16 protein-coding genes are annotated in these 22,562 nt (G+C 66.8%); 8 read left to right on the top strand and 8 right to left on the bottom strand.

Annotated features, from left to right (window positions below):
• Window positions 1-203 precede the first annotated feature (203 nt).
• Window positions 204-3,125: a sigma-70 family RNA polymerase sigma factor gene (locus Poly30_RS04445; protein WP_419190944.1), complete on the top strand. Its 2,922-nt coding sequence runs from the start codon at window positions 204-206 to the stop codon at window positions 3,123-3,125.
• 20 nt (window positions 3,126-3,145) lie between these two features.
• Here Poly30_RS04445 and Poly30_RS04440 read toward each other — a convergent pair whose 3' ends face one another.
• Together Poly30_RS04440 and Poly30_RS04435 are read right to left on the bottom strand one after the other, a co-directional pair.
• On the bottom strand, window positions 3,146-4,468 hold the full coding sequence (locus Poly30_RS04440; RefSeq protein ID WP_145194818.1) for an NAD(P)/FAD-dependent oxidoreductase: 1,323 nt from the start codon (window positions 4,466-4,468) through the stop codon (window positions 3,146-3,148).
• The gene (locus Poly30_RS04435) at window positions 4,465-5,427 is read right to left on the bottom strand and encodes a proline racemase family protein (protein WP_419191397.1); all 963 of its coding nucleotides are present in this window, start codon (window positions 5,425-5,427) and stop codon (window positions 4,465-4,467) included. Before Poly30_RS04435 ends, Poly30_RS04440 begins: the two co-directional genes overlap by 4 nt.
• Before the next feature lie 137 nt (window positions 5,428-5,564).
• Here Poly30_RS04435 and Poly30_RS04430 point away from each other — a divergent pair, with 137 nt between their 5' ends.
• The 3 genes from Poly30_RS04430 to Poly30_RS04420 are packed head-to-tail and all read left to right on the top strand — an operon-like array spanning window position 5,565 to window position 9,031.
• Entirely contained in the window at window positions 5,565-7,142 is a 1,578-nt protein-coding gene (locus Poly30_RS04430; protein ID WP_145194817.1) for an aldehyde dehydrogenase (NADP(+)), read from the top strand.
• Window positions 7,143-7,160: 18 nt separating this feature from the next.
• On the top strand, window positions 7,161-8,045 hold the full coding sequence (locus Poly30_RS04425; RefSeq protein WP_145194816.1) for a GntR family transcriptional regulator: 885 nt from the start codon (window positions 7,161-7,163) through the stop codon (window positions 8,043-8,045).
• A gap of 32 nt (window positions 8,046-8,077) precedes the next feature.
• Window positions 8,078-9,031, top strand: a complete 954-nt coding sequence (locus Poly30_RS04420; RefSeq protein ID WP_145194815.1) for a dihydrodipicolinate synthase family protein — start codon at window positions 8,078-8,080, stop codon at window positions 9,029-9,031.
• A 202-nt stretch (window positions 9,032-9,233) separates the two neighbouring features.
• Here Poly30_RS04420 and Poly30_RS04415 read toward each other — a convergent pair whose 3' ends face one another.
• The 6 genes from Poly30_RS04415 to Poly30_RS04400 form a co-directional block, all read right to left on the bottom strand.
• Window positions 9,234-12,158, bottom strand: a complete 2,925-nt coding sequence (locus tag Poly30_RS04415; protein WP_145194814.1) for a sigma-70 family RNA polymerase sigma factor — start codon at window positions 12,156-12,158, stop codon at window positions 9,234-9,236.
• 191 nt (window positions 12,159-12,349) lie between these two features.
• Entirely contained in the window at window positions 12,350-12,475 is a 126-nt protein-coding gene (locus Poly30_RS28105; RefSeq protein WP_419190943.1) for a hypothetical protein, read from the bottom strand.
• Window positions 12,476-12,637: 162 nt separating this feature from the next.
• Window positions 12,638-12,808: a hypothetical protein gene (locus tag Poly30_RS28100; protein WP_419190942.1), complete on the bottom strand. Its 171-nt coding sequence runs from the start codon at window positions 12,806-12,808 to the stop codon at window positions 12,638-12,640.
• A gap of 97 nt (window positions 12,809-12,905) precedes the next feature.
• Entirely contained in the window at window positions 12,906-13,958 is a 1,053-nt protein-coding gene (locus Poly30_RS04410; protein WP_419190941.1) for an alpha/beta hydrolase, read from the bottom strand.
• A gap of 219 nt (window positions 13,959-14,177) precedes the next feature.
• Entirely contained in the window at window positions 14,178-16,208 is a 2,031-nt protein-coding gene (locus tag Poly30_RS04405) for a serine hydrolase domain-containing protein (protein ID WP_145194812.1), read from the bottom strand.
• Window positions 16,209-16,296: 88 nt separating this feature from the next.
• Window positions 16,297-17,850, bottom strand: a complete 1,554-nt coding sequence (locus Poly30_RS04400) for a sulfatase (RefSeq protein WP_419190940.1) — start codon at window positions 17,848-17,850, stop codon at window positions 16,297-16,299.
• A gap of 265 nt (window positions 17,851-18,115) precedes the next feature.
• Between Poly30_RS04400 and tpx the strand changes: the two genes are divergently transcribed.
• The 4 genes from tpx (at window position 18,116) to Poly30_RS04380 (ending at window position 22,542) form a co-directional block, all read left to right on the top strand.
• A complete protein-coding gene (gene tpx / locus Poly30_RS04395; protein WP_145194810.1) occupies window positions 18,116-18,625 on the top strand; it encodes a thiol peroxidase in 510 nt (169 codons plus the stop codon).
• Window positions 18,626-18,729: 104 nt separating this feature from the next.
• A complete protein-coding gene (locus tag Poly30_RS04390; protein ID WP_419190939.1) occupies window positions 18,730-20,784 on the top strand; it encodes an ATP-binding protein in 2,055 nt (684 codons plus the stop codon).
• 105 nt (window positions 20,785-20,889) lie between these two features.
• Window positions 20,890-21,390: a DMT family transporter gene (locus Poly30_RS04385; RefSeq protein WP_419190938.1), complete on the top strand. Its 501-nt coding sequence runs from the start codon at window positions 20,890-20,892 to the stop codon at window positions 21,388-21,390.
• A 48-nt stretch (window positions 21,391-21,438) separates the two neighbouring features.
• Window positions 21,439-22,542: a serine hydrolase domain-containing protein gene (locus Poly30_RS04380; protein ID WP_145194808.1), complete on the top strand. Its 1,104-nt coding sequence runs from the start codon at window positions 21,439-21,441 to the stop codon at window positions 22,540-22,542.
• Window positions 22,543-22,562: the final 20 nt, after the last annotated feature.

The raw sequence follows: 22,562 nt of genomic DNA, 5'->3' as shown, positions 1-22,562 counted from the left end.
CATGCTGGCGATGGGACAACAGGGCGCAAGGACTCGGCAGAAGGATTCGAAAGCACGAACCCCGTGGCTCGCTCCTCGCCAAAGGCGATGAGCGCATGGGCGATGCCCTGAATTTATCCGGAGAGGCGTCGCTCCCGGATCGAAGCGCGGTGATGGATGGTGGAACCCACCCCAGTCTCGCATCCTTCACCCTGGTGCCTCGCATGAACGCCTCTCCGAACCTTTCCGTCGACCTCGAGCAGCACGGTTCCTTCCTGCGCGACCTGGCGCGCTCGCTCGTAGGTGATCCTGGACTCGCCGACGATCTCAGCCAGGACGCGTGGATGGCGCGGGTTCGATCCGTCGAGCGCGGCGGCGCCCCCACCGATCCGACGGAGACGCGCCGGTGGCTCAGCACGGTGCTCCGTCGCGGCGCCTCCAACGTCCGTCGATCAGGCGTCAGGCGCGCGGCGCGTGAAGCCGTCGTGGCCCGACCGGAAGCGGTCACGGACTTGGCCGATGCGGCTTCGCGGATGGAGATCGCGGCGACGCTACTCCGGCTCGTGCGCCAGCTCGACGAACCCGCGCGAACCGCCATCATCGCACGCTTCTACGAGGGGCTCACCTACGAGGAGATCGGTGCACGCGAAGGCTGTCCGCCAAGCACGGCGCGGTCACGCGTCGGGCGCGGGCTGGAGGATCTGCGACAGCAGCTCGATCGGGAGCCGTCGGGCGGACGGGCGGCATGGCTCACGGCGGTCTCGGGGCTGGCGGTCCCGCCGAAGTCTGCGTCTTCAGCCGGTACTGCCAGCCTGACCACCGCAGCAGGCTGGATCGCTGCGGCTCTCGTGGTGGTCACCACAGGCGCGGGCGCGGCCCTGTGGCACTCGTTGGAGGAACCACGGGCAGCGCGGCAGGCCAGAGGAGATTCCACCATGGCGGTGACCTCGCCAGACGCTGAGTCCACGCAGGCGCCATCCCTGGCCCTAGCGGGCGTTCCCCACCTCGAGCCCACGGTGCAAGAGGGTCGCACCGCCATCGAGGTCACGCCGGTCGAACCGCCCCTGTCCGGTGACGGTGTGGTGTGGCAGCTCCTGGAGAGCGGCAAGAAAGCACCGTCGCCGGGAGCCATCGTCACCTGGAGCACGGTGGATACACCGACCCTGTCGTCGCGAATCGATGCCCTCCGCAACGGGGAAGGAAGGCTCGATGACCTGGGCTACGGAGGCGCGCCCGACGCGAGCGTTTCCGCGACCTGCCGCGAGGACGGAACCTATGACTGGCCGGAGGACAGGGACCCGTCCACGAGCGACGCGCCGCTCGTCATCGAGGTGCCCGGAGACGACGTCTACTCCGCCGTCCGCTGGGAAGGCACCGCGAGTGAGTGGAGCGCGCTCGAGAAACCCATCGAGATGGTGCGTCTCCCGCTCGGCACGTTCACAGGTCGAGTGGTCGATCTGAAGGGTCGCCCGATGGAAGGAGTGAAGGTCACCGGCGACCGGGGGTCCGGACCCCCCCGCCCCGCGGTGCTTTCGGACGGGGAAGGGTGTTTCTCGATTCCCTCCCTCGGCAGAAGCGGCTCGATCCTTGCCGAGAGGGCTGGCTGGGTCATGTGCAGCGAGGACTCGGTGTCGAAGCTCGCGCGGAAGGATCATCAGGTGCCGGAGCTCGTCATTGCGCGCGCGGGAACGTTGCGCATCGAGATGGGTGACGCGGAGCACACGCCGAAGATGGCCGCGGCGCTCGTCAGCTACTCCGAATCGCGGCGACGCTTCTACTTCGCGAACTCGAAGAACTTCGAGCAGGCCAGGGGAGAGGACGGTTCGGTCGTCGTCGAGGGCCTCCCCGTGGGTCAACGGCTCGTCGTCCTGACCGGTCATGAGCGCGCTTATTCTCACATGATGGGAGGGAGGCTGGTGCTGGAGCCAAAGAGCGACGGTGCAGCGCTGCCCCAAGGAGCGGTTCCGATCGTCATCCCCGAGGGTGGAAGACTCAACGTTCGGCTGGAGGACTCCCGGTACTGGTCGATCCACGGCGTGGTACTGGACGTCGAAGGCCTGCCCGTTCCGAATACCTCTGTGCTACTGGGCATGTACTGGCCGACAGCTCTCGGGGGGAGCTCCACCTTCGACTTCGCCAGCACGGACGAAAGTGGAAGCTTCCAGTTTCGCCCGCTGGTCACGGGCGAGCTGCAGCCTTACCTGCTGCAAGTCGCCCCTCCACAAGGTGCGATCGAACTGGAGGCCGTCTTCCCTGAGCAGGTCCGGAGTGGTCAGCCGCTGGAGATCGTCCTGGGCAGCCCGACCCGCGTGCAGGGAGTGGTCCGAGTCTCCGAGGGGGAAGCAAGCGGCACGCGCGTGTACGCGACCCTCCTCGACCCGACCTCATCGAATCCTCAGCACCTGCCCATGGAACTGACGCAGACCAGGCCTGAGGTGGGTCCGGACGGGACGTTCACGTTCATGGGCTTGCCGGGCAGGCGCTACAGGATCCTTGCCCTGCACCCACAGTTCGCGCCCGAAGTTCTTACCTGGGCAACCGATAGCGGCGAGCCGCTGGCGATCCGTCTCGATCGCCCCGGAACGACGAAGGTGAAGCTCGCCCTCGATTTCGGTGACGCCGGCGGTGCCGCTCCGCCCTATCTCTCGGTGGCCTCGTTCCCGGAAGTCGCGGAGCCCGATGACGTGGATCCCGGCCTGCTACGCACGCGCCACGGGGTCGAACTCCGCGACGGATCCGTCGAATTCCAGCTGGCCCCGGGGAGCCACACCCTCGAGGTGAGCTCCATGACGAGGGACGGCCAACGCCTGGTCACCCTCCCCATGAAGGGACTCGTGGTCGGCGAGGAACCCATGGAGCTTCGGGTCGCGCTCGTACCGAGTCTCGATGGACGACAGCGAATCGAGCTGACGCCAGGGGAACGCAGAAGGGACCTGTGGCTGACGGTCCACCGACCCGGCAGCCCCGAACCCGTGGCGCTCGGAAGGACGCCGTTCGGCCTGCCGACGCGCTTTGTGCAGCTCGATGGTCACGGTGCCTTCCGCTTCTGTGGACCAGCCGGCACCTACGACGTCAGGGTCGGAACGCGACGCGAACTCATGGAGGGAAAAGGTCGGCTCATCCCTCGCGTGTCGCTCCAGGACTGATGTGCTAGGGCGTTCTCCGATCAGTGGAAGCGCGACACCCGGAACGGCGCCGGGTCCAGGTGCGTCTCGCCGCCGCCGATCATCTCCGTCACCAGTCGCCCCGTGCCCGTCGCCATGCTGAGGCCCAGCATGCTGTGGCCCGCGGCGATCCACACGTTCGCATGGGCCGGGCTCCGATCGATGATCGGACGCCCGTCCCACGTCATCGGGCGCCAGCCGTACCACTCCTCCGTCACCTCGGGACCGAGCGGATCGACGAGGTGCTTCTCCGCCGCCGCCGTCAGGAGCCCGAGGCGCTTCTGGTTGATGCTGGTGTCGTAGCCGACGAACTCCATCGTCGAGCCGATTCGGTAGCCCGTCTCCATCGGAGTGACCGCGACGTGGCTGTCCTCGAAGATCAGCGGGTACTTCGGCATCCGCCCCGGCTTCGTCATCGTGATCGAGTAGCCCTTGCCCGGCTCGATCGGGATGCGCACGCCGAGGTGCTCGTTCAAGAACGGGGTCATGGCACCTGTCGCGACGACGAAGTGATCCGCGTCCACGGTGATGCGCTCGCCGGCGCCGTTCTTCGCCACCACGCGCGAAGCTCCGCCCGCGGGTCCGCCCTTCTCGAAGCTCTCCACCGACGTCGACTCCAGGAACTCGACGCCCATGCCCTCGAGTCGCTGGCGGATCTCCTCCAGCAGCTTGTCGGGCCGCAGATGACAGTCGCCTTCGTAGTGCCACGCGCCAGCGATGCCCGGCTTCAGCGCGGGCTCCAGCTCGAGCGCCGACTCGCCGTCGTAGGGGGTGGCGCCGACGCCGAACTCCTCGCGCAGCATCCGATCCGTCTCCGCGTACATCTGAAAGGCGTTCGCGTCGTCGTGCACGAAGAGGAGCCCATGCTCCTGCCACTCGCAATCGACCCCGTCGTCATTCACGAGCTCACGGTACAGGGACAGCGACGACTGCAGAAGCCCGTGCAGCGCGCGACCCGTCTCCATCATGTCCCGCTCGTTGCAGCTGCGGGTGAAGTTCCAGAACCACGAGACGAAGCTCTTCGACAGCCGCGGCTTCACCGCGAACGGCGAGTTGGGCTTGAGCATCGCGCGCATCGTCTTCGTGACCGCGCCGGGCTGGCACAGCGGCAGGATGTGGCTCGGGCAGATATAGCCGCAGTTGCCGTGGCTGCACGCGGCGCCGAACGCGTCCCGCTCGATCACGGTCACGCGGTACCCGGCTCGCGCGAGGTACCACGCGCTCATGCCGCCGATGACACCGCCGCCGATCACAGCCACGTGGTCGCCCGGCGAGGCCGCGCCGCGCGCTGCCGCTTTGGCCACGGAGCTCGAAGTCTGAATCATGTGGGGATACCGTCCGGAAAGGGATCGCGCGGATCGAAGACGAGCGTGGACACGGCGCTGATGCTGGCGCTTCCGCGGATCTCGGGGAGAATGCCAGCGATCCCGTCGACCTCGGGCGCAGTCTCGAAGCTCGCCTGGAACACGCTACCGATCAGACTCTCTTGCAGCCAGACCTCGCCCGGTGCCAGCTTGCCGTCGGCGGCGAGGCAGGCGAGCTTCGCGCTCGTCCCCGTGCCGCAGGGCGAGCGGTCGTACGCGCCGCCGGGGCAGAGCACGTAGTTGCGGCTGTGGTTCGCGGGGTCGCCGGCGGGGCCGAAGTACTCGATGTGATCGATGAGGCCGCCGTCCTTTCCGGTGATGCCCTGGGCCACCAGCGCGTCGCGGATCGCGACGGCCGCGGCCTTGAGCTGCGGCTCGTTCCCGATCTCCAGCGCGCACGGCGGCGCGCTCGTCACCAGGAAGAACCAGTTCCCACCCCACGCGACGTCGCCGGTCACGTCCCCCACCCCGGGCACCGACACCCGGACGCCCGCTGCGTGCCGGTAGCTCCGCACGTTGAAGACGCTGACCGACCGATCCCCGTGCAGCACCGCCGTCACCGGACCGACGGCCGAGTCGATTCGATGGGCCCCCGGGCCGATCTTGCCCTGGTGGCGCAGCGTCTCGATCAGGCCGATCGTCCCGTGCCCGCACATGCCGAGGTAGCCGACGTTGTTGAAGAAGATCACGCCGTAGTCACAGCTCTCGTCGTGGGGCTCGCAGAGCAGCGCGCCCACCCACGCCTCCGACCCCCGCGGTTCGTTCATCGCTCGCGTCCGCACGCGGTCGAAGTCGGAGCGAAAGCGCTTCACGCGCTCGGCCAGGGGCCCCGAACCGAGGTCCGGGCCGCCAGCCACGATGACGCGCGTTGGCTCTCCGCCCGTGTGCGAGTCGATGACTTCCATCGTCTCGGGTGGCATGGGTTTGTGTGTCTTCACGGACGCCATTATCGCCGAGTTTTCCCCGGCGCGACCAGCGGCAACTTTGTACTTTGTCGACAAAGACAACTTTGCCGCACCCCGCCCCTGACTCTCACCCGCGTCCCGCGCCTACCACCATGTCCCAGTCCCACGTCCTGATCGCCGGAACCTGGCGCCCCGCCGACGCCAGCGGCACCTTCAGCGCCCACGACCCCCGCACCGGCGAGGCGCTCCCTGGCGAGTACCCGACGAGCCGCTGGTCCGACTGCGACGCCGCGCTGGACGCAGCGCAAGCGGCCGCCGTGGAGCTGCGCACCGTCGAGCCCGCGAAGATCGCCGCGTTCCTGGAGGGCTACGCAGCCCGGATCGAGGCGCGCGCCGACGAGATCAGCGAGCTCGCGTCGAAGGAGACGGCGCTCCCGGTCGCCCCGCGGCTCGCGGCCGTCGAGCTTCCTCGCACCACGGGCCAGCTCCGCCAGGCCGCCGAGGCCGCGCGCAACGAGCACTGGACCCGCCCCATCATCGACACCGCGGCCAACATCCGCACGCGCTTCGGCCCCATCGGCCCGGTCGCGGTCTTCGGCCCGAACAACTTTCCCCTGGCCTTCGGCAGCATCTCGGGCGGCGACTTCGCCGCGGCGATCGCCGCGGGCAACCCCGTGATCGCCAAGGGGCACCCGCTGCACCCGGGCACCACGCAGATCCTCGCCCAGGAGGCGCAGAAGGCCGTCGAAGAGGCGGGCCTGCCCGCCGCCACCGTCCAGCTCCTTTACAACCTCGACTTCGCCGACGGCGAGCGCCTCGTGAAGGACCCGCGCCTCGCGGCGATCGCGTTCACGGGCTCGCGCCGCGGCGGTCTCGCGCTCAAGGCCCATGCCGACGCGGCGGGCAAGCCCATCTACCTGGAACTCGGCTCGGTGAACCCGGTCGTGATTCTGCCCAAGGCGCTGGAGGAGCGCGGCGCGGCGCTGGCCGAGGAGTTCACCGGCAGCTGCCTCATGGGCACGGGCCAGTTCTGCACGAACCCCGGGCTCGTGATCGTCCAGGAGTCACCCGCGGCCCAGGCGTTCGTGGCCGACGTCACGAAGCGCTTCGCCGCTGCCCAGCCCGGCGTGCTGTTTTCGAAGAGCGGACTCGAGGGGCTCGGCGAGTCGGTCGATGGGCTCAAGTCCGCGGGCGCCAAGGTGCTCGCGGGCGGGAAGCCCGCGGCCGATGCGAGCGGGTTCTCCTACGAGAACACCGTCCTCGAGGCGACCGGAGCGCAGTTCCTGGAGGCGCCCGAGAAGCTCCAGTCCGAGGCCTTCGGCAACGCGACGCTCATCGTGCGCACGTCCTCCACCGACGAGACGAAGAGCGTGATCCGCTCCCTGGAAGGCAACCTGACGGGCTGCGTCTACTCCGCCACCGACGGCTCCGACGATGCCAGCTACGACGCGATTGCGCCCGAACTTCGGGCGCGCGTCGGACGCTTGATCAACGACAAGATGCCCACGGGCGTCGCGGTCTCCCCGGCCATGAACCACGGCGGTCCGTTCCCGGCGACGTCGCATCCGGGCTTCACGGCCGTCGGTCTGCCGGGCTCGATCTCGCGCTTCGCGATGCTGCAGTGCTATGACAACGTACGGCCGCATCGTCTGCCGGCGTCGCTCCGGGACGAGAACCCGGGCGGCGTCTGGCGCAACGTGGACGGGAACTGGAGCCACGGCGCTCTCTAGCGCGAGCTGCCCTTGTCCGTGAATATCTCCGAGTACATCGAGCAGGACCTGGAGTCCCGGATTCGCTCCGGCTCCGACCTGCCTGACCGGCTGACGCTTTCGAGCATCGCCGGGATGTACGACGTGAGCCTGACGCCGGTGCGGGCGGCGCTCGATGGGCTCATCGAGCGCAAGCTGCTCGTCAAGCAGGAGAACGGGCGGCTGCAGCTCGGCGCGACGGCGCGGGCTCGGAGCCCGCGTGCGAAGTCCGCGCCTCGGCCGATGCCGCCCGTGGATCACGACGCGGCGATCGGTCGGGAGATCATCTTGCTGAGTCTGCGGCAGCACGGTCTCCAGGACGGCGTCGACCCGTTCGTGCGCGAGGAGGCCATGGCGGAGCAGCACGGCATCGGCCGCTCGCTCGTGCGCAGCACGTTCCAGCGGCTCGCGGGCGGCGGCCTGCTGGAGCACGTGCCGCGCTGCGGCTGGCGCGTCCCGCGCTTCGATCAGGACGAGATGGACGCGTACCTCGACATCCGCGAAACGCTGGAGGTGAAAGCCCTCGACCTCGGGCGCGCGTCCCTCGACCCCGAAGACGTCGAGCGAATGATCGAAGGCAACGGCGCGCCCGCGGTCCAGCGCGGCGCGATCGACAACACGCTGCACGCGTACTTCGTGAAGCAGTCGGGCAACCGCTACATCGAGGCGTTCTTCGCCTCGAACGGGCGCTATTACAACGCGCTCTTCGACTACGCGGCGCTGGGCGCGCGCGTGGTGGCCGAGATGGCCGCCCAGCACGTCGAAATCCTCGAGCACGCGCGGGCGCGGCGCTGGGCGAAGGCCCGCGCGGCGCTCGGGCACCACATCCAGTCCCAGCGCCCCGTGATGGAAGCGATGATCGCTTCCGTGCGGCAGGGCGACTGATTCTCACCACTCCCCCCCCACCCGTTTCTCCCATGGCCTCCACCACCCCCACGTCCAGCGTCTTCGAAGGCTGTATCCCCGCGCTCATGACCCCGTGCCAGAAGGACCGCACGCCGGACTTCGACGCGCTCGTCGCCAAGGGCCAGGAGCTGATGGCGGCCGGCATGACCGGGATGGTGTACTGCGGTTCGATGGGCGACTGGCCGCTCCTGACGGACGCCCAGCGCCAGGAGGGCGTCGCCGCCCTCGCGAAGGCGGGCGTCCCTGTGGTGGTCGGAACCGGCGCCATCAACACGGCGTCGGCCGTGGCCCACGCGAAGCACGCCGCCTCCGTCGGCGCCGCAGGGCTGATGGTGATCCCGCGCGTGCTCTCGCGCGGCACGTCTCCGGCTGCCCAGCGCGCGCACTTCGCGGCGATCCTCGGCGCGGCCCCCGAAACGCCGGCGGTGATCTACAACAGCCCCTACTACGGCTTCGAAACCCGCGCGGACCTTTTCTTCGACCTGCGCGCGGAGTTCTCGAACCTGATCGGCTTCAAAGAGTTCGGCGGCTCCGCGTCCCTGAGCTACGCGGCCGAGCACATCACGGGTGCCGATGACGCGCTGACCCTGATGGTCGGCGTCGACACCCAGGTCTTCCACGGCTACGTCAACTGCGGCGCGACGGGCGCGATCACGGGCATCGGCAACGCGCTCCCGAAAGAAGTGCTCCGCATGATCGAACTCTGCAAGGAGGCCCAGGCCGGAGACGCGAAGGCGCGGCGGCTGGCGAAGGAGCTGGAGTCCGCTCTCCTGGTGCTCTCGACGTTCGACGAGGGCCCGGACCTCGTGCTGTTCTACAAGTACCTGCTCGTGCTGAACGGCGAGGAGCAGTACCGCCTGCACTTCAACGAAACGGATGCACTGTCGGCGAGCCAGAAGGCGTTCGTGGAGCAGCAGTACAGTCTGTTCAAGAGCTGGTGGAAGAGCTGGGAAGGGGCGAACTGAGCTGGCGAGAAGGCGCCAGTAGCCTCAGCCTCCCGCCTTGTCACCCGCACAGAGATGGTTGGGGTAGCGGAGCCTATGCGAACTGGCGGGCAGCCTACGGAGACTCACTTCCCTGCGCCAGCGCCGGGATGAGGCCTGATGGCGAAACTCGACGACGATCCGACACCTGAATCGCTGATCGAGGCGAGCGAAGAGGCAGCTTTCAGAGGGAAACCGGCACGATCTGCAGTGTCCCTCTTTCGTCGGGCGGTCGCACCTCGAAGGGGTCTCCGAGCGGGGTGGAGCTGACCGACTGAAACATCACGCCTCCGTTTCCCAGACGGCCGATCTCTCGAACAAAAATTCGATAGCTGCCCGGCAGCGGGACGCGTGCCGCGACCGTTCCGCTCCGAAGCGCGTCCTGTGGAAGAGTGGTGAGGTACCCGGCGGTACTCGTCCCCTCCACGCCTTCCAGGGAGTACTGCTTCGCCGGCAGGGGCTCACCTTCGATCTGCAGCGAGAGATCGATCGCGCCCCCGAAGGTCACGTGCAACTTCTCACCGATCGTGGAGACGTCCTCGATTCGAACCAGGTCCTCGCCGATCGTGAATCGAACCGCGGCAGGAATCCTGGTGGGCAGGATCAGTCCGTCCTTGAGGAAGCCGATGAGGACGAACGTGAACCTGCCGGACCGGTCGAGTGGCTCGACGATGAACTGCGGTGACCAGCGCCGTTCGCTGGCGGACCAGGTCACGGCCACTTCGCGAAAGTAGTCGGAGAGCCTCAGGCCGTTGAGGCGCTCGTCCGTCACTGTTCCCGACTCGCCGAAGTGAATCCCAGCGAACGTCGCCAGGGCCTGCCCTCCCTGACAATTGACCGTCGCGGTGTAGTCGCCCGGCGGAACCGGCCCGCCGCCGAAGGCCCCCATCTGATCGGGCCAGAAGTACCTACGCAACTCGGTCTGCGTGTCGTGGGCCAGAACGATGGTGAAGGCGCGCTCGGGGAAGTTGAAGCCTCCCATGTCGATCTTGCCCTCGAAGCGAGATCCGCGCGTCAGCACGATGAGCAGCTCTTCCGTGCCCTGCTGGAGCTCCTCTTCGTACCGCATGTAGGGCCCGTCCGGCACGTCGACCTGGAGGATGGAGCCTGATCTGGCGGGCGCGGAAAGAGTGAAGGCGCCGGAGGCATCCGTTGGGATCGCTCCGAACCCCTGGGCGCCTGGGGTCGACAGTGACACCTCGGCGCCCGCCACGGGACGATGCTGCTCGTCCAGCACGAGTCCGTGGAGCTCGGCCCTTCGCTCGAAGCGAAGAAGGACGTCACCGAGATCAGCGCCCAGCTCGTAGCTCCCCGGGGGACTCTTCCAGAGGCGAATCGCGTCGTGCACCGCTTGCCGATATTGGCCGTCCGCTCCCTCCACCGACACGCGCAGTGAGTGCATCGCCAGGGGAGGGAGAGCTCCGCTGTCCTGGCCGTCCACAGGCAATTCGAATCGAATCCGTCCATCCGGACCGGAGCTCGCGATCAGGCTCCGACCGACGTAGAGCGCCAGCCCCGGCGACGTGAGCTGCAGTTCGACCCGATCGAGTTCCAGGGGCTTCCCTCGCCTATCGACAAGCCTCGCCGTGACGGCCGGACGCCGGGGCCTTTGGCTCTTCACCGTGACGACCTCGAGGTCGCGCTCCGGACCGGTCCCATACGTGGTCCATGACGCCCCCAGGGACGGAACGTCGATTCGGATCTCGAAGGGCCTGCGACCGATCGCGAAGTCCGTCCATTCGGCGATCCCCGACCGGATCGGAGCGGCATAGGTCCGCTCCCCACCGAGGTCATGCTGCGCCACGCCTGGAAAGGTGAGGCTCGCCGTTCCATCGGCGTCGAGACGCTGCCCATCGAAGTCCTGAGCCACCAGGCGAAGGCCTCCGCGCGGCGGCAGCACGAGCGTGCATTCGACGTCCTCCGTGGCGTCGGGCTGGAGCGGATAGAACGCCACCTCCCGGGAAGCCTCTGGCTCGAACTCCGCGAGGCCCGGCCCCTCGATGAAGACGCGGTGGACCTGGAATCGGTCCCAGGTGTCGGGCCCTTTCTCCACGCCGTGGAAGAGCATGTTCCTCCACGGATCCGTGAACGAAGCGTTCCCTCCCTCCAGCTTCGCGACAAGGAGATCGTCGTGGTCCGTGTGCGTGAACCCCGGGCGCGGCGGCATCTCCACGCGGGCGTTCGCGCCGACCTGGATGCCGGACTCGATCGCCCGGCCCTGGGGATCCACGACGCGCACCTTGAGCTGCCTGTCGCGAACCTCCTGCGGAGCCGCCCCAAGGGACGGAATCGCTGGCGCGACCAGCGCCACGCGATCCGTCGTACCCGACGCTGGCGTGGGTTCGATCTCCTCCGAGCCGACCTCTGCCTTTCCTTTCTCTGGAGAAACGAGCGCAAGGCCTGGCACCCGAGCGTCGCCACCCGGCGCCATCAGCGCCCAGGTCGCCCCGGCGGCCATCAGCGCCACCGCCGCCACAGCCAGCCCCAGGGCAGCCACAGGCACCTCCGCGGCCGGTGCGCGCCGAGCCAGCGGAAGGAGCCACGCGGCCCACGCGCGTCGATCTCCGTGCTCCGCATCCAAACGCGTTCGAAGCAACTCCAGCCCCCTCTGAATACGGCTGTTCACGGTGGAGACCGAGACGCCGTCGCGCTGGGCGATCTTTCGCGGCGGCAACCCGTCGTAGAAGCGGGCCAGAACCGCACTCCGCTGGGCGTCGGGCAGCGTTTCGACGTGGCCGAGCAGGCGCCTCTGGAGCTCCAGCCTGGCAGCGTCGTCGGCGACACTCGGTGTCGCGCGATCGCGCTCCGCTGCGACCCTCTGCTCACGCTCCCATTGTTTCGTGCGCCGTCGCCGACGCCCGCGCGCCACGTTCTTCAGGACGCCACCCAGCCACGCTCGCTCCGGAGCGCCTGCAGGCACCGATGCGCCGCTGGCAACGACGAGAGCTTCCTGAAGAACGTCCTCGGCCTCGTCTCCGTCCTGGACGACCTGCCGCGCCAGTCCGTGAAGCCAATCGGCATGGTCAAGGAGCCGACCCAGGCGGCGGCGAGCGGAATCTGCGCTGGCGTTGTGATCTTTCATGTCACAGACAGGTGGTTCCTGTGCCATGGATCCTACGCGCAGAAGTTCTCAGAGACGTTCTGAGGCCCCACCTCTACGGAGAACTCTCCGACCAGGAGCCCCCCAGGACCACGGATCCTGCGCCGCCCGGAGGCCCTCGTGGGCGTCCAGCGGGTGAGCCTTCGCTCCCCCTCGCCCGTGGCAGTCAGGCCCGCCTACGTCGCCCAGAACGCGGGCTCTCAGACCTTCGACACCGTGTGGCTCGACGACGAGGTGGTCCCGGAGGTCGGGCTGCCGGCGGGGAGCTCGGGACTCGATTGGATCGTGATCGGCTGCGTGATCGTCACGGCGGATGGACGGGTCATCGTCCGCGGAGAGACGACGGCCGGTGGCCCCGGGCTGCCAGGTCGCAGAGCGATCGAATTTTCCAACAAACGGACCAGGTCCGTCCATTCCGGAATGGACGGACCTGGTCCGTTTGTTCCGGAATGGACGGACCTGGTCCGTTTGTTCCGGCTGGGGGGCGTTCAGGAGTTTCCGTAGCCGGTGCGCTTCGTTTCTTTGAAGCCGTCGGTCTTTTCTCCATCGACGTCGGCGCGCGTCGTGGGGATGTCCTGCTCCGGGGTCGTCTTTTGGGAGCGGTCGCCGAGCTCGATCGAGGGTGCGTCGGCTTCCTTGGCTTTTTTCTGGTCACTCATGGCAATTCGTATGGGTTCGGAGGGTGAGGTTGGTGGAAGGGGGAGCTTGCGCGGTGGGTCTCAAGCCTCCATGGAAAGCGCATGAGGTGCGCTGGCCTCAGGCTGGATCGTCGAACGCGCCGGCGTGGGATCTGGCTTCGGGACGGTGGCCGAAGAAATACTGGAGCGGCAGGTGGACGCGGTCGCCCCAGTCCGCCTCGCTATGGCGCGCTCCGGGGAACGCGTGGTAGACGAGATCGATTCCCTCCACGAATCCTGCGCGGACCAGGCGCGCGCGCATGTCGCGCGTCACCTCGAAGTTGTCGCGTGGCCATCCGCTGTCGAGGTAGATCCGGAGCTCGGGTCGCGGGCCTTCGAGGACCCTCGTGGCCAGGGTGTCGTCGTAGCCAAAGGTCCCCGACAGACAGCCTGCCATGCCGAAGTGTTCCGGGTGCGACCAGGCGCAATCCAGTGCCGCGACTGCCCCCAGCGAGGAGCCGAGGATGGCGGTGTGCTCGGGGCCTTCCAGCGTTCGGTATGTCGCGTTTACGTGCGGAACGAGCGTCTCTACCAGGAACTGACGATAGGCCCCGCCGCCCGCTTGCGTGTAGTCGCGCATGCGATCCGACGGGTAGACGCCAATCACGATCACCTGCTCGATGCTGGTCATGATGTCCAGCTGGTGAAGGGTATCCTGGACATCCCACTCCTGGCCGACGGCCGACTCCTCGGGATGGAAGAGATTGTGACCGTCCTGCATGTAGAGCACCGGATAGCGGTGACAGGTGTTCTCGTCGTAGCCCGGGGGCAGGAAAGCCCGGATGGACCAGGTTCCATGCTCCGAACTCAATTCCTCCAGCGGAGTGAGCTGCGCTCCGGATGGCTGAAAGTAGGGAAACGAATCGTGATCGCGAGCCGCCCCGGAGGTGGCGAGACGATTGGGGCCAGCCGACCAGCGCGGCTCTCCCTCGGCATGCAACAGCGCCTTGTAGTACACGAAGGGGCTATCGGGAAAGAGCTCGAACGTGTGTGAGCGGCCCTCGTCGCTGACCCCGATGGGCTGAACGTCCTGGTCCCAGTCGGCGTCCGTTCGGAGCGTGATCTTTCCCTGATTGGCCGGGTAGTGAACGCGTATACGGACACTCGTGCGCGCTTCGAGGGTGTTTTGCATGGGGCGAGAGGCTTGGCCACTGATCGGGCACGCGTGCGCCAGGTCGATCGAGAAGAGCCTCTCCGGGACCATTCACGGTCGCCTCCATCCTGGCTAAAACTTCCATCACGGCGCACGCCTTCCGGCTCCAGTCCGCGCGCAAACGCACGCTGACGTTGCAGTCGAGCTATCGAGCGTGCGGACGGGGCACCGCGGCCCCCGTCCGCACGCAACCCACCCTCAGTTCACACGCTGGAACGTCACGCCTCTCGTCCTTCCAGCCGATACTTCGAAGCCGGTGATTTCTCCGGAGTCGCCGAGAACGAACGTGAGCTTCGACTGAGACGGTCCGACGAACACGTGCTCCTCGGCTGGCATGAGCGAGGCATCCACCTGGCGGCGCCGGCGAAGCATGAGCCGATCCCCTTCCACCTCGATGGAATAGAAGGTCTCTAGCTCCTCGCTGAAGTAGCGGCCCGAATACGCCGCCATCTGCTCGCTCGTCGGCGCCCACGCTGCCTCCGTCAAACGCTTCGCTCGATGGGCACCGTTCTGATGGAGGACGAGCCCGGTGCACTCGCCGGCACCACTCACCTCGAACACCACCTCGGCCTCGACACCCTGGATCTTGAAGCTGAGAGGGGAGGTCGGGACGATATCCAGCCGCGGCTGACCCGTCGCTTGCGTGTGGAGGCCCTCGACGTCGCTGGTAAATGCGAGCACGAAGCCCGGCGCCTCTTCCAGCTCATAGCGACCGGCGAGTTTCTCGAAGTCCACGGGGTCGTAGTCCGTGGGATCGAACGCGCTCGCTGCCTCGGCCGAGGCCTCCGCTGGAGCGACCTCGACCACCGTGTCTTGCTTCATCTCATCCCCGAAGAACGCCTCAGCCATCTGGTCTGCGATCTTCGCGGAGTCGAAGCCCGCATTGTTGCTGAGGGCGACCACCCCGCCCTCGATGTCCGGGAAGACCATGAGCATCGCGCGATGCGCGGTGTCTGCGCCGCCGTGCTGGAATCGACGCAATCCTCCCTGCTGGTCGATGAAGAGGCCGAACCCATAGCCCGTGGACTTGCCCGACGTCAATTCAAAAGGCGTCGTCATCGCCAGCAACACGTCCGCGCCGCCAAGCTCGCCGGTCTGCAAGTTCCGCATCCACTTGGCGAGATCGCCGACCGTGGAGTAGATGGCACCCGCTCCCATCGCGCCACCGAGGTCTTCCATGTTCTGGAATCCCCCCGGGCCCGGACCGTAGCCCTGGGCGCTGCCACGGATGATCTGATTGTTTTCCGCACGGACCACCGTGTGAGTCATCCCGAGCGGCTCGAAGACGTGGCCCTTCATCCAGTCCGGGAACGTCTCGCCCGTGACGCGCTCGACGATGACGGTCAGGAGCCCGAAGCCCGTGTTGTTGTAGTTCCAATCAGCACCTGGAGGGTTCTGCAGGCTGGGCTGGCGCTGGACCACCTCGATCAGCTCCACCCGATCGATGTGATCTCCCCTGTCCAGACGGCGACCTCCCATGGCGAGGGTGTTCAGGAATTCACGGTAGCCGCTCGTATGCGTGAGCAGGTGGCGGAGCGTGACCACCTCGCCGAGGTCAGGCAGCTCCGGGATGTGCTTCCGAACGTCGTCGTCGAAGGACAACAGGCCCTCTGCCTCGAGCAGCGCGATCGCGAAGCCCGTGAACTGCTTCGAAGTCGAACCCAGGTTGGAAGGCGTCTGTACCGAGAACGGTACCTCGTGCACCAGATTGGCCATCCCGTAGGCTTTCTCGAACAGAACCTCTCCGCCTCGGATGACGCCGATCACGCCGCCCGGTGTCCCGGCACCCGAGTAGGCCGCCATGAGCTGATCGACGCGGCCCGGACCTCCGGTAGCCAGCGGCTCCAATGTCTCGAGCGTCAGAGTATAGCGGCCTTCCTCTTGCTCGAAGGGCGTCACCTCGATTCGGTAGCGCCCTCCGACCTCGGTCTCGAACGTGAATCGCTCTGGCCCCCGGGACGGACCGTCGAACTCCGCGAGCTGGGCCTCGTCGGGCCCGAAGACGCGGACGATCACATCCACGCTTTCTTGATCCGCCACGCCGGACACGAACTGATCAGCAGCCGCTTCGAGGAAATAGCTGTCGCCCTCTCCTGCGGCGAGAGTCGCCTCGACCGGGCGGGCCACCGAAAGCGCTGGCGGCTCTTGCACAGCAGTGGCTTCTTGTCCCTGAGCCAGGGGGGCGAAGAGCGTGAGCAGGGTGACGAAAAAAGCAGTCGTGTGGGGCATCGAATGGATCGAGTGGAGCGGATGAACGGCCAGAGCGACCTGATTCGGATGGGAACCGGCACCATTTCACCGGAAGTGTCGAGCCCCGCTATTTCCGTTCTGGCCCACCGTTCCCATCCACGTCACCGGCACCTGAGTAGCCGAGAGCCTCCAGGGCCCGGCGCTGGGAATCGGAGAGGCTCTGCTCCGCCGCCAGCGGCGCCGCGCTCGCTCTCCACCCGCGAAGGATCCCGTCCAGGCGTTCCTCGATGGCCTTCACGCCAGCGGGCGCATCAGCTCCTTCCCGAAGTAGGTTCTTCTCCTCGTCCGGGTCCGACTCCATGTCGTACAGGCGGAACTTGTTGTCGGGTAAGCGAAACAGATACTTGTAGCGGCCGACCCGCACGGCCTGGTACTTGCCCTGGTTCTTCCAAAGAGGGTCAGCGTTGAAGTTCAGCTTGTCGTAGGGCTTGGTGGCTTCGCTGAAGATCGGACCGCGGTCCAGCGCCTCGCCCTCGATCAGCGGCTTCAAAGAGACGCCCTCCACCTCGGTGGGCGCCGGAAGCTCGAGTAGATCGAGCACCGTGGGCATCACGTCGACGTTCGAAACGGGCGCGTCGATCGTTCGTCCAGCAAACTGGCCGCCGGGAAAACGGACGAGCAACGGGACGTGGGTCTCGGAAGCAAAGACCGAGTTTCCGTGATTGAAGAGGTTCGTGTGGTCGTAGAGCGTCTCCCCGTGGTCAGCGGTGATCACGATCAGCGTTTCCTCCCAGAGGCCGCGGGCCTTCAGGGCCACGAATAGCTCGCCCAGGTGGTGATCGGTCCAGGTCACGCCCGCTGCGTACTCGGCGATCATGGCGTCGGCCGCGCGAACGGCCGCGCTTCCGCTCTCCCGAAGGCGCTCGGCGAACCCTTCCTCCGGAGGTTGGCGCTGCTTGCCAGGACTCAGGCGCCTCGCCTCTTCCATCAGCTCCTTTCGAACGACCTTGAACCCCTCCATCGACGTGTCGATCGCCGCCAGTGCGCCGTGGTCCGATGCGTGGCTCGAGTACATGCCGCCGAACGGCGCGGGGACCGAATAGGGAGCGTGAACGTCGAAGTAATGCAGAAAAAGGAACAGCCTGTCGTGACGCTTCAGGTCGATTTCGTCGAGCCACGCAAGCGCCGCAGCATTGACCTCTGGCGCCGACCGCTGGTAGATCCCCTCACGCACGTCCTCCACCAGGGTGAACTGCGCGTCGTACTCCTCGAACCCCTGGTGGAACATCACGTCCGTATCGAGGGGGGCGGCCCCCACGAAGCCAGCCGTCGTGAACCCGAACCGAGCGAGGACCTCCGCGAGCATCTCGTTCGCCTCCGGCACCTCGTAGCCGTTCCGCGGCACGCCGTGGCTGTGCGGGTACTTGCCCGTGAAAAGCGACGTGTGGGACGCCAGGGTCGTCGGTGCGGCGCTCATTACCTGCGAAAAGCGCACTCCTTCTTCTTCGAACCCGTCGATCGTCGGGGACTTCACGTACTCGTGCCCGTAGCAGCTCAGGAAGTCGGCGCGAAGGGTATCCACGCTGATCACGACCACGTGCTTGATGCCATGGGGCAAATCGTCTTGCTCGGGCGGAGCGGCGCTGCCTGCGCAGGAAATCGCCCAGCCTGCTACCGCCATCAGGAAGCCCAGGAGCCCCGAAAGAGAACCTCCCGGGGCCACCCGCTCCGTTCGTCCAATTCTCGATCCTGAAGCCATGAGGACCACAAGCATACAGGCCCGGGCGGTCGTTCGCCCCTGGCCACGGGGACGCCGGGCCAGAGAGGCGCCCTCGAGCTTGACGGTCCTTCCGGCACTTTCGCCCATGCCGTGGTTCGCAGGGAAGCCGGGCGCAGAGTAATCTCTGCGCCCCAACTCTCTCCGACCAGTCAACTCACGCGACCCCATGGCACAAATCACTCTCAAAGGCAACCCTGTTCAAACCTCCGGCGACCTTCCCGCGAAGGGCACGGCCGCGCCGTCCTTCTCGCTCGTCGCCCAGGACCTCTCGGAAAAGGACCTCGCTGGAATCGGCGCCAAGGCGACCGTTCTGAACGTCTTCCCCAGCGTCGACACGCCGACCTGCGCCATGTCCGTCCGCAGCTTCAACGAAAAGGCTGCCGCGCTGAATGGCGTCGTGATCGCGAACGTTTCCGCCGACCTTCCCTTCGCGCAGAAGCGCTTCTGCGGCGCCGAGGGCATCGAGAACGCCATCACCCTGTCGACCTTCCGCTCTAGCTTCGCGGACGACTTCGGCCTTCGGATCGCAGACGGTCCGCTCGCCGGGCTCTGCGCCCGCGCCGTGATCGTGCTGGACGGGTCCGGCAAGGTCGCCTACACCGAACTCGTCGGCGAGATCGCCGACGAGCCGAACTACGACGCTGCGCTCGAAGCCGCTTCTGCGGCCGCTCAGTAAGCCTATCGAAGACGGGGAGAACGCGAGGTTTTCTTCCGCTCCGCGATGCCGCGCCCGATGCGCGCGGGCCTTCCTTCACCGCAAGAGCCAACGAGGCACATCCCATGTTCGAGTTCCTCGGCAAGATCTTCGACACGACGGACTTCCCCCCGCGGTGGCACTGCGGCAACTGGAGCGACGGGCACGGGTGGCTTCATATCCTCTCCGACCTCGCGATCTTCGGAGCCTACATGGCGATCCCGATCGGCCTGCTCCTGGTCGCACGGCGCCACGCGGGACTCGGTTTCCACACGGTGACTGCGCTGTTCGCCGCCTTCATCTTTGCGTGCGGAACGGTTCACCTCATCGAGGCTTTTATCTTCTGGCAACCGATCTATCGCTTCGCGGGCGTGATGAAGCTCGTCACAGCGGTAGTTTCGTGGATGACGGTTATCGCGATCGTACGGCTGGCGCCCAAAGCCTTCGCGCTGCGGGACCTCAAGACGATCAACGAGGAGCTTCGTCATCAGATCTCCGAACGGCAGGAAGCGGAGAAGAACCTCCGGACGAGCCAGAACGAGCTACAGCTGGTGACCGATCTCGCCAGCGTGGGCGTGCTGCGCTGCGATTATGACGAGGACGTGATGGTCCTGGACGCGACGGCCGGTGCGCTCTTCGACCTACCTCACGACACGCCGCTGACCTCGAACGAGGTTCATGCTCGCTTTCATCCGGAAGACTGGCCCCGGGTGAAGGATTCCCTGGACGCAGTCAGCCACCGCGGTCATGGGCACTTGTCGCTCCAGTCCCGAGTGGTTCACCCCTCTGGAGACGTTCTTTGGCTAACGATGGAAGCGGCCATGGACTCCGAGTCGGGCCCAGGGCACCCCGTAGCCTCTTCCAAGGCCGTCTTCGCCGTTCTGGACGAAACGGAGCGAAGGACTCACGAGGCCGACCTCCACGCGGCCCGGCGCCAGGCGGAGGCCGCCAACCAGGCTCGCGGCGCCTTCCTCGCCAACATGAGCCATGAGATCCGAACGCCCATGGCCGCGATCCTGGGGCATGCCGACATTCTCCTGCAGCACCTCGAGGATCCGGACAATCGCCAGTGTGCTCAGACCATCAAGCGCAGCGGAACTCACCTCATCGGGATCATCAACGACATCCTCGACCTCTCCCGGATCGAGGCCGACAAGCTGACCCTCGACCGAGCCCCCACCGACATCCGCGGGGTCGTTCGGGATATCGCCTCACTCATGAGCGTGGGGGTCGACAGTCGGCACGTCGATTTCCGAGTGGTGGCCGAAACGGATCTCCCGAGCAATCTGCAGACGGATGAGAAGCGGATCCGACAGATCCTGCTGAACCTCGTCGGCAACGCGCTCAAGTTCACGTCGTCCGGACACGTCCTTCTCAGGGTCGCCTTCGAGCCTTCGCGGGCTCTTCTGCGGTTCGAGATAGAGGACACCGGCATCGGCATAGAGGAGAGCCTGAAAGCCAAGCTCTTCGACCCATTCGTCCAGGCCGATTCCTCGCGAACGCGCCCCTACGAAGGCAGTGGCCTCGGGCTCGCCATCAGTCAACGTCTCGCGGAGCGACTCGGAGGAACCATCTCCGTGGAGAGCGTCGAGGGCGTTGGGTCCACCTTCCGCGTCGAACTGCCTGTCAGCGACGATGCGGTCGAACTCCTCCCCTACGAGGAGATGGAGCCCCCCGGCCAGGACGACTCACCCATCACGCCGATCACCTTCAGCGGCCGAGTGCTGCTCGTCGATGACCGACGAGACATCCGGTACGTCGGGCAGCACTTCATCGAAGACGCTGGCGGCGAGGTCGTCACCGCCGTCAACGGAGTCGAGGCCATCGAAGCCGTGCGGGCGGCTCACGAGACCGGTCAGCCCTTCGACGTGATCGTCATGGATATTCAGATGCCGGTCATGGACGGCTATGAAGCGACACGGGCGCTGCGAGCACTCGGCGAGGAGGCCCCCATCGTGGCCCTGACCGCCGATGCGATGAAGGAGGACCAGGAACGGTGCCTCCGCGCGGGCTGCGATCGTCACCTGGCGAAGCCGATCGACGCGGATGAACTCATCGCGCTGCTCGGGCACATGACCTCCGAGGTCGGTCGAGAACAGCTGCGACTCGAGCGCATCGCCAGGCGGGATCTCGACGGGTAAGGCCCTGCCCCCGGGGGATGCGACACTGCCGCCAGGGGGAGGCCGCACCGGAGAGATCCGCCGCCGCGGATGGTCGGGCGATCGGGCCTCACGCATACTCCGGCCATGAAACTTCTCCTGCTCCTGCTCGCCGTGCTCGTCGGTGCCCTCGTTCCCCTCCAGGGAACCATCAATTCGCGCATGGGCATGGTGACGGGGCAGCCGCTCCTGGCGACGCTGATTTCCTTCACCGGCGGGTTTCTCGCGATCTTGGTGATCGTGCTGGGCGCGTCGGGCGGCCTGCCCAAGTGGGAGCCCGTCGGGCCGACGCCTCTCTATCTCTTCCTCGGCGGACTCCCCGGCGTGGTCTTCGTGCTCACCGCCCTGATGCTGATCCCGCGCATCGGCGTCGCGGCTGCCGTGTGCGGCTTCGTCGTCGGTCAGCTCTCCAGCTCGCTCCTCTTCGATCACTTCGGATGGCTCGGTGCCCCGCTGCGAGAGGTGACGGCGCAGCGGTTGATCGGCCTCGCCCTGCTCGCAGCTGGCACGTTTCTGGTGGTGCGCAGCGAGGCCAAGCCCGTGAGCGTGCAGGGCGCCGCGATCGTGGACCGAGACGTCGCCAGGTGACCCGCCGTGAGCTGGACGAGCCCGGCCCCTTGCCGATAGCCTGGATCCATGAGCCTCGTCATCACCCTCCTCGCCGCCTGCCCACTCCTCCAGACCGGAATCCGCGGGGCTGCGGGTCCTCCACGCCCCGACCTCACCGGCCAGGTGCGTGCTTCACTGGAGGAGGCGCGCGCTGCGCAGGGCCTCGTCGGGCTGGCCGTTGCCATCCTCGTCGACGGCAAGATCACCGAGTTCACCCTCGGCTACGAGAATCAGGAAGAGACGATCCCGGTCACAGGTCAAACGCTCTTCCGCTGGGCCTCGATCTCCAAGCCCGTCACTTCGATCGCCGCCATGCAGCTCGTCGAGAAGGGTCAGCTCGATCTGGATGCCGACGTGCGGACGCTCGTGCCCGAGTTCCCGGAGAAGCCGTGGCCCGTCACCTCCAGACAGCTCATGCAGCACCGCGGCGGCATCGTTCACTACACGAACGGCAAGGTGGTCGTGAGCCAGCGGGAGTACGAAAGCGACCACCCCTTCGCCGACACGATCCTCGCGCTCGATCTGTTCAAGGAGTCGCCGCTCATCGCGGAGCCCGGGACGCGCCACGCCTACACGACCCACGGGTACATGCTGCTCGGCGCCGTCGTGCAGAGGGCGGGGGAGGCGCCGTTCCACGCCCAGGTGAAGGAAAGGATCGCGAAGCCGCTCGGCATGACGACCTTCCGTCCAGACTACCAGTGGGAGCCGATCGAGCACCGCGCGATCGGCTATCAGAAGTTCGGCGACACGATCATTCGCAGTCCCGACTCAGACGTTAGCTGGAAGCTACCGGGCGGCGGATACCTCTCCACCATCGGCGACCTCGCGCGCTTCGCCCAGGGGATCGCCGAAGAGAAGCTGCTCTCTGAAGAGAGCTGGCGAGCCATGTGGACGTCGCAGACCGCGCCCGAGAAAGAGGCTGGCACCATCGGCTACGGCCTCGGCTTCGGCATCAACGGAAAGGGCGACGAGCTGAGAGTCTCCCACTCGGGTTCCCAGTCGAAGACGCGCACGCTCATGCAGGTCAAGCCGACGTCGGACAGAGCCGTCGTCCTCATGACCAACAGTGAATGGGCGAACCTCGCTCCGATCGCGACCGGGATCTGGGAGATCCTGGACGCTCAGGAGTGAGATTCGCCCGCCCTGCCTGC

The sequence above is a fragment of the Saltatorellus ferox genome (genome assembly GCA_007751475.1).
GTDB lineage: Bacteria > Planctomycetota > UBA1135 > UBA1135.
This window is presented reverse-complemented; position numbering and strand designations above follow the sequence as displayed.